At 60.6% G+C, this 9,591-nt stretch carries 9 protein-coding genes; 5 read left to right on the top strand and 4 right to left on the bottom strand.

Going from position 1 to position 9,591, the window contains the following annotated elements; all coding sequences use genetic code 11:
• The first annotated feature begins 78 nt into the window (after nucleotides 1-78).
• Nucleotides 79-1,083 carry a 2-dehydropantoate 2-reductase gene (locus J3A65_RS08050; protein WP_209900643.1) on the top strand — a complete coding sequence of 335 codons (1,005 nt, stop codon included), beginning with the start codon at nucleotides 79-81 and terminating at the stop codon, nucleotides 1,081-1,083.
• 314 nt (nucleotides 1,084-1,397) lie between these two features.
• Nucleotides 1,398-1,718: a DUF1883 domain-containing protein gene (locus tag J3A65_RS08045; protein WP_062457672.1), complete on the top strand. Its 321-nt coding sequence runs from the start codon at nucleotides 1,398-1,400 to the stop codon at nucleotides 1,716-1,718.
• Between the two features lie 3 nt (nucleotides 1,719-1,721).
• Here the strand turns inward: J3A65_RS08045 and J3A65_RS08040 are convergent, their stop codons facing one another.
• Entirely contained in the window at nucleotides 1,722-3,038 is a 1,317-nt protein-coding gene (locus J3A65_RS08040) for a replication-associated recombination protein A (RefSeq protein WP_209900641.1), read from the bottom strand.
• A gap of 13 nt (nucleotides 3,039-3,051) precedes the next feature.
• Nucleotides 3,052-4,479, bottom strand: coding sequence for a DegQ family serine endoprotease (locus J3A65_RS08035; RefSeq protein ID WP_209900639.1), 1,428 nt, complete (start codon nucleotides 4,477-4,479; stop codon nucleotides 3,052-3,054).
• 313 nt (nucleotides 4,480-4,792) lie between these two features.
• Here J3A65_RS08035 and J3A65_RS08030 point away from each other — a divergent pair, with 313 nt between their 5' ends.
• Complete coding sequence (locus J3A65_RS08030) at nucleotides 4,793-5,158, top strand: hypothetical protein (RefSeq protein WP_062457681.1); 366 nt, start codon at nucleotides 4,793-4,795, stop codon at nucleotides 5,156-5,158.
• Nucleotides 5,159-5,268: 110 nt separating this feature from the next.
• Here the strand turns inward: J3A65_RS08030 and ilvD are convergent, their stop codons facing one another.
• Complete coding sequence (ilvD, locus tag J3A65_RS08025; protein WP_209900637.1) at nucleotides 5,269-7,104, bottom strand: dihydroxy-acid dehydratase; 1,836 nt, start codon at nucleotides 7,102-7,104, stop codon at nucleotides 5,269-5,271.
• 269 nt (nucleotides 7,105-7,373) lie between these two features.
• Nucleotides 7,374-7,796 (bottom strand): DUF4112 domain-containing protein, encoded by a 423-nt coding sequence (locus J3A65_RS08020; protein WP_092662047.1) that lies wholly within the window; start codon nucleotides 7,794-7,796, stop codon nucleotides 7,374-7,376.
• Between the two features lie 190 nt (nucleotides 7,797-7,986).
• Between J3A65_RS08020 and msrP the strand changes: the two genes are divergently transcribed.
• Both msrP and msrQ read left to right on the top strand, forming a co-directional pair.
• Nucleotides 7,987-8,934, top strand: coding sequence for a protein-methionine-sulfoxide reductase catalytic subunit MsrP (msrP, locus tag J3A65_RS08015; RefSeq protein ID WP_209900635.1), 948 nt, complete (start codon nucleotides 7,987-7,989; stop codon nucleotides 8,932-8,934).
• Between the two features lie 2 nt (nucleotides 8,935-8,936).
• Nucleotides 8,937-9,584 carry a protein-methionine-sulfoxide reductase heme-binding subunit MsrQ gene (gene msrQ, locus J3A65_RS08010; RefSeq protein ID WP_192086678.1) on the top strand — a complete coding sequence of 216 codons (648 nt, stop codon included), beginning with the start codon at nucleotides 8,937-8,939 and terminating at the stop codon, nucleotides 9,582-9,584.
• Nucleotides 9,585-9,591 lie beyond the last annotated feature (7 nt).

Raw genomic sequence — 9,591 nt, 5'->3', positions numbered from 1 at the left:
GGCCGAAATTATCGGTCGCCTCGCTTCTACCGCTCCCCTACACTGCTTCCGACTTACGTCGGAATGCAGCGAGGACAGATGTCGTTCAGAAGAATTTGCGTATATGGCGCGGGCGCGCTCGGAAGTGCATTTGCCGCAAAGATTGCGGCTGGATCAGGAGCCGACACGGAGCTGTCGGTTGTGGCGCGAGGCGCACAGCTTAAGGCAATCCGAGAGAACGGGTTAAACGTCGTTTATGAAGACATAGGCATCGATCCGGTCCGCGTACGGGTTGCCGCGACGGATGATCCGTTCAGTCTGCCTCCACAGGATATTATCATTACCGGTTTGAAGGGCCATCAGCTCGCAGCCGCAACAGATGGTCTGGCGGCACTGATTGGCGAAAGCACGCGCGTCGTGATGATCCTGAACGGAATTCCCTGGTGGTATTTCCATGGGGACATGGAAAGCGGGTTTGGAGGCCGGCAAATCCCCGAGCTCGACGCAGACAGCTGCATCTGGAACGCCATCGGTCCGGAACGCGTGATCGGTTGCGTCGCGTATCAAGGTGCGGAAATCATCGAACCCGGCAAGACCCGCCTGAACGGCAAAGGCCACTTCTTTCTCGGAGAACCCAGCGGCGAGATGTCCGGCGAACTGTCGTCGATCGTGGACCTTTTCCAGCGCTGCGATCTCGATGCCAAGGCAACGCCGCGGATCAGAGACGAGATCTGGGCGAAGCTTCGTGGCAACGCCGCCTTCAATCCCATCAGCGCCCTCACCCGCGCCTTGATGATCGACATGATGTCAAACCCGGATATCGCCGAAATCGTTCGGAAAATCATCAACGAGGTTCAGGCCGTCGGCACCGCCTTTGGTGCGAGGTTCACCCAGACGGCCGATGAAATGTTTGCGAGAGCGCAAGGTTTCGGGCCAGTAAAAACCTCGATGCTTCAGGATCTACTTGCGGGCAAGGCGCTGGAGATCGTGCCGTTGACGGGCATGGTCGTGTCGCTCGGAAAACTGGCCGGCGTGCCGACGCCCGTGTGCGAAACCATCTTTGCGCTGACCGCCCAACTGGACCGCCAGCACCTCACAAACTGAATCAAATCGCTCTCGACCTGAGTCCGGAAATTGCTTCAAGTCTTTGTAGAGACAGCTTTTTACGAAACCGAAAAAAGAAAAGTCCCGCTGCGGGGAACAGCGGGACCAGGTAGATTGGAGGTCAAATATTTTGTCGTTTTTGGGCGACGCGGGGGGAAACATCGCCTTGCTTTATCTGTCTTGCCAGCGGGCTGGTGGCTCAGCGCGTCGGCATCATGCTTAAATAACACCCAGGAACGCAGTAGGTTCCATAGATCTTTAACCGGGTGTCTGTAGGATTGTTGTACCCATATACTGGCATGAATGAGGCAAGCATGGCAGGTCCGAATTTTCGCTACACGCATTATGATCTCAAACCGCAGCGCGCCGGCACGATCATCGAAGTCACGCTCAATGGGGTGAACAACGTCCGCCTGATGACTGCTGCGAACTACCAGCGGTTTACGGAACAACTCGATTTCAAGTTCGTCGGCGGCGTTGCGAAGAAATCGCCGCTGCGGATCGCCGTTCCGGAAAACGGCCACTGGCATCTGGTGGTGGATATGGAAGGGCATCACGCTCTGGCCGAGTCTTCGGTGAGGCTCGTCGCGGCACCGGGTCAGGCGCAGAAACCAGGCATCGCCAGGGCTTCCTGAGGCTTAGCTGCCGCCGCGCTCCTTGCGCAGCTTCGACCACCAGTCGAGACGCTTTCTGATGTCACGCTCGAAGCCACGCTCCGGGGGATCGTAATAGGTCTGGCGGCCCATTTTTTCGGGGAAGTAATTCTGGCCTGAAAACGCGTCGGGCTCGTCGTGATCGTAGCGATACCCGTCATTATAGCCCTCGGCTTTCATCAGCTTGGTCGGGGCATTAAGGATATGCTTGGGTGGCAGAAGCGAGCCGTTTTCCTTGGCAGCACGGGTCGCTGCCTTGAAGGCCATATAGACCGCATTCGATTTCGGAGCCGTCGCCAGGTAGACGCAGGCCTGGGCGAGCGCCAGCTCGCCTTCAGGCGAACCTAAATAGTCGTAGGCATCTTTGGCGGCATTGCACACGACAAGCGCCTGCGGGTCGGCAAGGCCTATGTCCTCCACCGCCATCCGGACCAGACGTCGGCCGAGATAGAGCGGGTCCTCGCCGGCATCGAACATCCGCGCGAGGTAATACAGTGCTGCATCGGGATCCGAGCCACGCACCGACTTGTGGAGCGCGGAGATGAGATTGTAGTGGCCGTCCTGCGCCTTGTCGTAGACGGGGGCACGACGCTGGACGATCTCGGTCAGACCAACCGTGTCGAAGACCTCGCCCGCGCGCGCTGCACGCCAGATTTCCTCGGCCAGCGTCAGAACCGCACGGCCGTCTCCGTCCGCCATCCGGATCAGGCTTGTACGCGCGCCGTCATCGAGCGGCAGCGGCTTTGCCTCCACTTGCTCAGCGCGTTCCAAGAGTTCGCTGAGGCTGTCCTCGTCGTGACTGCGGAAAGTCAGAACCCGGGCACGCGACAAGAGAGCGGCGTTGAGTTCGAAACTCGGGTTCTCTGTGGTGGCACCGACGAGGATCACCGTTCCGTCTTCCATGACGGGCAGGAAACTGTCCTGCTGGGCGCGGTTGAAGCGATGGATCTCGTCGACGAAGAGAAGCGTCTGGCGGCCCTGCATGCGTCTCAGGCGTGCCGATTCGAACACCTTCTTCAGATCCGCGACGCCGGAAAAGATCGCCGAAATCTGCTCAAAAGCGAGCCCCGCCTCGCCTGACAGCAACCGGGCGACGGTCGTCTTGCCGGTACCGGGCGGCCCCCAGAAGATCATCGATCCAAGCGAGCCAGAATCGATCATGCGACGAAGCACACCATCGTCACCCGTCAGATGAGCCTGACCTGTCACCTCCGAAAGCGTCTTCGGCCGCAACCGGTCGGCAAGCGGCCGCCGGCCGGCGACCTCTTCTGGGACTTTCGGTGCAAACAGGTCGTCGCTCATCAGCCCTCACCGTTCATCGGAAGAACTGCCGGATACGCTGTCCCTTGCGTTCGATCTCGACCCGCCAGAACCCCGGATCGGTGCGGAGCATCTTCTCCATTACAGTCGTCGAAGCGACCGCCTCGCCGTTCAGCGAGACGACGATGTCCTGTGGTTGGAAGCCGAGACGACCGGCAGGCGAGCCGCGCGAGACGTCGGTGACGACGACCCCGCTCTTGTCCGTGGGCATGCGCAGTTCCGTGGCGAGTTTCGGTGACAGGTTGGCAATCCGAAGGCCCGCGAAGGGATTACGGCCTTCCAGCACCCGCTCGTCGCGCGGCGTGCTTTCCGGCGCGGAATTGAGCGCAAGCTGGAGGTCGCGCATGCCGTCGGGCGTCTGGACGCTCAATTTCGCTCCCTTGCCGAGGCCCGCCGTCGTCAGTCGGTAGCCGAGCGCATCGGGATGCTCGACTGGAATGCCATTGACGGCCGTGACAACCTCGCCGGGCTTCAATCCTGCCTTGTCGGCCGGACCGCCTTCGACGACACGCGACACCAGAGCGCCGCGGGCGGCCTTCAAGCCAAGCGCTTCGGCGACGTCAGAGGTCACGGCATCGAAGGTCGCGCCGACATAGGGACGGTCGAAGACCGACTTGCCTTCGGAGGCAGCCGCCAGGAAGACCTTGACAAGATTTGCCGGAATGGCGAAGCCGATTCCGTTCGATCCGCCGCCGCGCGAGAAGATCGCGGTGTTGATGCCGATCAGTTCGCCATTCATGTTCATCAGCGCGCCGCCGGAGTTACCGGGATTGATCGACGCGTCGGTCTGGATGAAGAAGCCGAAATCACCCGACGACACCTGGTTGCGGGCAAGCGCCGACACGATGCCGCTTGTGACGGTCTGGCCGACACCAAACGGATTGCCGATCGCGAGCACCAGATCACCGACCTCGGTGCGGTCCGAATCGGCAAGCGGCAGGACCGGGAAATTTTCCTTTGCCTTGATCCGCAACACGGCCAGATCGACGCTCTCGTCCTTCAGGACGAGTTCGCAGGGAAACTCCCGGCCGTCCGCCAAGGCGATCTTGATATCATCAGCGCCTTCGATGACGTGATTGTTGGTAACGACAAGACCGTCGCCGGAGAGAATGACACCGGAACCGAGCGAAGACTGCTTTTCCGAACGGTTCGGCATGCGCTGGCCGAAGAACTGCTCGAAGAAGGGGTCGCCGGAAAACAGGTTCGGGCGCTGCACGACGCGCTCGGCATAGACGTTGACGACGGCACCGGAGGTTTGCTTGACCAGCGGCGAGAACGAGAGCTGCATTTCCTGCCGGCTTTGCGGCACCGTCTTCTGGTCCTGCGCAAAGGCGCCAGCGGGCGCCAATACCGCGAGCAGGACGACGCTGAGCGAGAGCTGCCTGAGATGCCGTTCGAACGGTCGCTTGAGCTTGCTGGACATGTGATTCCTCTTACAAATTGCTGGATGACGTTGTAGCGCCGCAAGCGGCAAAAGAAAGGTGCCCGGAACCCGATGACGCGTCCTTGCGACCGCGTATATGGGTATCTGGCACAGGCAGGGAAAGACGCTGCCGGACAAAGCCCGCGGGCGGGTGTTGCTGCTTCCAGCTGATCCGCAAAAAGCATCGGCTTTTCAGCACGATCCTATCCTCCATCATCCTTGCTATCTCGCGCATGTGCATCATGTTTGTCCTTGGGAGTTTACGATGCCGTTTGGGATCGGCTCCAGAGACTGCACACAGGAGCGTTCCAGCATGAAAACCATATTCGCGGCCACCGGCGTGGCTGCACTTGTCCTGAGCGCCGGCCTTTCCCTTGCACCTCGCCCGGCAGCGGCGGCGAGCTTCGATTGCGAGAAGACCGATCTGGTCGCCGACGAGAAGGTGATCTGCGACACACGCACGCTGAACGATGCCGATGTGAAGATGGTCACCACATTCGACATCCTGACCAGCCTGCTCGCCATGGGCAATCGCGACCAGCTGCGCCAGGAACAAAGCGACTGGTTGAAGAAGCGTCGGGCTTGCGAGGCAGACGTCCAATGCCTGACGACGGCCTATGCGGAGCGGATGAAGCAGTTGCAGGAAGCGTTTAGCGGACTGAGCAAAGAGCCGCTTTAGTCCTTAAGCGACGTTCATTGGAAACAATCAAAGACAATGGCCTCGGTGTTGTGCACCGAGGCCTTTGAAGTTTTGAGATCTCTGTCTGCGGGGTTGGTTCGACCCGAGACTTACTCAGGCAGAATCCGGACCGCGCCCTTGTCCGCACTCGACGCAAATGCCGCATAGGCTTTGAGGGCCGTCGTGACGTTGCGCTTGCGGGGCGCTGACGGCTTCCAGCCGAGTGCATCCTGCTCGTGGCGACGCGCCGAGAGTTCAGCATCCGACACCGCCAGATGGATGGTCCGGTTCGGAATATCGATCTCGATCATGTCACCCTGACGGACCAGTCCGATCGCTCCGCCCTGGGCTGCTTCCGGGGAAGCGTGACCGATCGACAGGCCGGATGTGCCGCCGGAGAATCGGCCGTCGGTGATCAGCGCGCAGGCCTTGCCGAGGCCCTTCGACTTCAGATAGCTGGTCGGATAGAGCATTTCCTGCATGCCCGGTCCGCCCTTTGGACCTTCGTAGCGGATGACGACGACATCGCCGGCCTTGACCTCGTTGCTGAGGATCGCCTTGACGGACGCATCCTGGCTTTCGAAGACGACAGCGGGACCGCTGAACTTCAGGATCGACTCATCGACGCCCGCGGTCTTCACGATGCAGCCGTCGGCCGCGATATTGCCGTAGAGAACCGCCAGGCCGCCATCCTTGGAGAAGGGATTTTCAACCGAGCGGATGATGCCCGTGTCGCTATCCGTATCGAGCTCGTCCCAACGCGAAGACTGGCTGAAGGCAACCTGAGTGGGAACGCCTCCGGGTGCTGCCTTGAAGAAATCGCGGACGCTCTCGGAATTGGTGCGAGTGATGTCCCAGCGGTCGATCGCATCGCCGAGCGTTGCTTCGTGAACCGTGTAGCAGTCCCGGTTGATCAGACCGCCGCGTTCGAGTTCGCCCAGGATACGCATGATGCCGCCGGCGCGGTGAACGTCTTCCATGTGGACATCGCTCTTGGCCGGCGCGACCTTGGACAGGCACGGCACCTTGCGCGACAGCTTGTCGATATCCTCCATGCCGAAATCGACGCCGCCCTCATAGGCAGCCGCCAGGATATGGAGAACCGTATTGGTCGAGCCGCCCATGGCGATATCGAGCGACATGGCGTTTTCGAAAGCCTGCTTGGTGGCGATATTGCGCGGCAGGACCCGTTCGTCATCCTGCTCGTAGTAGCGGCGGGCGATATCGACGATCAGGTGACCGGCTTCGACGAACAGGCGACGGCGATCCGAATGGGTGGCGAGTGTCGAGCCGTTGCCGGGCAGCGACAGGCCAAGCGCTTCGGTCAGGCAGTTCATCGAGTTGGCGGTGAACATGCCGGAGCACGAGCCGCAGGTCGGACAGGCGGCCTTTTCGATGGCGGTGACGTCTTCGTCCGACATCTTGTCGTCAGCGGCTGCAACCATGGCATCGACGAGGTCGAGCGCAACGGTCTTGCCGTGCAGGACCACCTTGCCGGCCTCCATCGGGCCACCGGAGACGAAGACGGCCGGGATGTTCAGGCGCATGGCGGCATTCAGCATGCCAGGCGTGATCTTGTCGCAGTTGGAGATACAGACCATGGCGTCGGCGCAGTGGGCGTTGACCATGTACTCGACCGAATCGGCGATGATCTCGCGCGATGGCAGCGAGTACAGCATGCCGTCGTGGCCCATGGCGATGCCGTCATCGACGGCGATCGTGTTGAACTCCTTGGCGACACCGCCGGCTGCCTCGATTTCGCGGGCGACCAGCTGACCCAGATCCTTGAGGTGGACATGGCCCGGCACGAACTGCGTGAAGGAATTGACCACCGCGATGATCGGCTTGCCGAAATCGCCGTCCTTCATGCCGGTGGCGCGCCAAAGGCCGCGCGCGCCAGCCATGTTGCGGCCGTGGGTCGTGGTTCTTGAACGATAGACTGGCATGATGTTTCCTCGATCGCGTTCAGCCATTGCTATTTACCGCGTCGGATCACGCGGCGCAAAGGACCTTGTTTTCTCCGTCCTACTGCAGGCTAAAGCCAGTGTCACTACCAATGGGGCGAAAAACAGTACGGTACGGTACGGTTCTCATCAGCGCACTAGAAATCGGCCCGGCGATGTAGGCGCGGTCGGAGTTTCATAGCGGTTCTGCTCCGGCGTGGCGTTTGGGGAGCGAGGCAACGTCACCGTCCCTCACCCTCTCCTCGTGTCCACTATCGCTTCGCGCGGAGCTCGTCCGCCGTCACACCGAAATGGTCGAGAACGATGTTGAGGTTGCGGCGGTGCGACTTGAAGAAGACGTCGAACAGATCACCGGCCAGCGGCACGCTGCCGACGACAGAATCGACCGCAAGGTTGCCGATCATCTTTGCAAGCTTGTCGTTCGGCACACCCATGCGGCGGGCCTCGTTGACGATATAGAGGCCAATCAATGCGCCCCCGGCATCGCCCACGAGCGGAACAAGGCCCATGATGGAATCGGCACCAAACCGAAACCGGGTGCCGGGAATACCGATCGCCGTATCCATCATACGGGCGACGCCGTGGATACGCCGCAAACGCCGCAGTCGATCGATCCGGCCCGCATCGGTTTCCGTGAAGCGTTCGCTGGCAGCATCCCAGGTTTTCGTCGCCATACTCACTATCCTTGATTAATGTCAAAGCTGAAATGAGCATGCGATTTCCCGGTTCAAGGCTTAGCGTATGTTTCAACGCTAATTCTTTCACGCAAACGTGGTTTAATGCCTTTCCTCCGCCTCTGTGAAACCAAACCTGTCGGCGGTACGTATAAGCACAGGATAGGCTTTTGCCTGAAGGAGATCCGCCATGCCCGCATTTCGCCCACCCCGCATTTCGCCGACTGAGATCACGCCGCGCGACATCTATCTGTCGCGCCGGAATTTCGTGGGCACCGTCGCCGCGGGCGCCGGCCTTTCAGTCCTTGGAGGCTCAAGCGCATTCGCTGCGGCTCTCAGCGCATCGCCCGGCCCCTACAAGCTGGACGAAAAGCTGACGCCTAAAGAAGCCGTCACCACCTACAACAATTTCTACGAGTTCGGCGTCGGCAAGGAAGATCCCTCGCAGAATTCCAGCGCGTTCAAACCGACACCCTGGACCGTCAAGTTCGAGGGCATGGTGGGCAAGCCGAAGGAATTCGGTCTCGACGAGATCCTCAAGATGAAGCTCGAGGAGCGGACATACCGCATGCGCTGCGTCGAGGGATGGTCGATGGTGATCCCGTGGATCGGTTTCCCCCTGGCGGCGATCCTCGACCAGGTCGAGCCTCTTGGCAGCGCGAAATACGTGGCGTTCGAGACGGTCGTGCGTCCCGAGGAAATGCCCGGCCAAGGCGGTCTCTTCCAGGCTCTACCCTGGCCTTATGTCGAAGGCCTGCGCCTTGACGAAGCGCGCCATCCGCTGACCATTCTCGCTGTCGGTCTCTACGGCGAAACGCTGCCCAACCAGAACGGTGCGCCGATCCGGCTCGTGGTGCCGTGGAAGTATGGGTTCAAGGGGATCAAGTCGATCGTCAAGATCAAGCTGGTCGAAGAGCAGCCACAGACCACCTGGAAGAATTCGAACGCCCGGGAATACGGTTTCTATTCCAACGTCAATCCGGCCGTCGACCATCCGCGCTGGAGTCAGGCGACCGAACAGCGGATCGGCGAAGGCGGCTTCTTCGGAACCAAGCGCGTCGATACCCTGCCCTTCAACGGCTATGCGAACGAAGTGGCGAGCCTCTATACCGGCATGGACCTGAAAGCGAACTACTGACCATGCTCTCGATCCCAGCCCTGCCCCGCCGATACCATGCCGCCAGCATCTGGGCACTTTACGTCGTGGGGCTTTGTCCCGCGGCGTGGTACTTCTATCAGGCCGCGACGGGCGGGCTGGGTTTCAATCCGGTCAAGACGTTCGAGCACCTGATCGGCATCTGGGCGTTGCGTTTCATCATCCTGACGCTCGCCGTCACGCCCCTTCGCGATATTCTCGGGATCAACTGGATCCGCTATCGCCGTGCGCTAGGGCTGCTCGCCTTCTATTACGTCGTGTTCCATTTCAGCGTCTATCTTCTGCTCGATCTGCAGCTGAACTTCGGCGCTGTTGGCAGCGATATCGTGCGGCGCCCCTATATTACGATCGGCTTTGCCTGCCTGCTTCTGCTGATCCCGCTCGCGGTGACATCCAACAACTGGTCGATCCGCAAGCTCGGACAGACCTGGGTGAAAATGCACAAGCTGATCTATCTCGTGGCACTGGGCGGCGCGCTCCACTATGTGCTCGCGGTGAAGTCGGTGACGCTCGTTCCGTTTATCCATATCGCAGCGATCGGGCTGCTCCTCGCCTACCGGCCGCTCAGAAAACCGTTCCTCAACTGGAAGCGCGGCAAGAGCCGCCCGGCTCGGCCCGCGCCTACGACATAGTGGGCGG

Source organism: Rhizobium sp. PvP014 (genome assembly GCF_017876855.1).
GTDB lineage: Bacteria > Pseudomonadota > Alphaproteobacteria > Rhizobiales > Rhizobiaceae > Neorhizobium > Neorhizobium soli.
Note: the sequence above shows the minus strand (reverse complement) of the source record. Positions and strands in the feature narration are given on the sequence as shown.